The organism is Secundilactobacillus angelensis (genome assembly GCF_012641075.1).
In the GTDB taxonomy this organism is placed as follows: Bacteria; Bacillota; Bacilli; order Lactobacillales; family Lactobacillaceae; genus Secundilactobacillus; species Secundilactobacillus angelensis.
This window is the reverse complement of the sequence record NZ_JAAXLJ010000082.1, coordinates 1-400: the sequence shown is the minus strand read 5'-3', so window position 1 is coordinate 400 and position 400 is coordinate 1. Positions and strand designations below refer to the sequence as shown.

At 42.8% G+C, this 400-nt stretch carries 1 pseudogene; it reads right to left on the bottom strand.

What is annotated here, in order from left to right:
- Positions 1 to 393: pseudogene (locus tag HC026_RS13205) on the bottom strand (phage/plasmid primase, P4 family); the annotation flags it as partial.
- Positions 394 to 400 lie beyond the last annotated feature (7 nt).

Genomic DNA, 400 nt, shown 5'->3' with positions numbered 1-400 from the left:
GGTACCTGGAATCTCGCCCTTCACAATGATATGAATGCCTTCACCAGAAACACTGGTTTCCATGTAGGAATGAGTGAGATTCATGAAGGCTTGTACAGCGTTAGCTTTGTCACCCGTTTTCCACTGGTCTAAATCAATCCCAATGTGATCCACATCAATACCAATGTATGGCGGTTGAAAGTAGAAGCCTAAACCGTCCATGCCTAAGTCTTGCATAGCTTGCAAAGCCGTTTTAAAATCCGTCCAAGTACTTGGATCATTGGATTTTCCATCTCTCCCTGTGTAGGGATCAATCGGGATTTTGGTATATTTTTTACGTTCTGGTTTCCAAATCAGTTTGTACAGACCCCAAGTCTTTAGGGACTTGAGTTCGTCTGGTATGAGTTCATACATTTGCTAC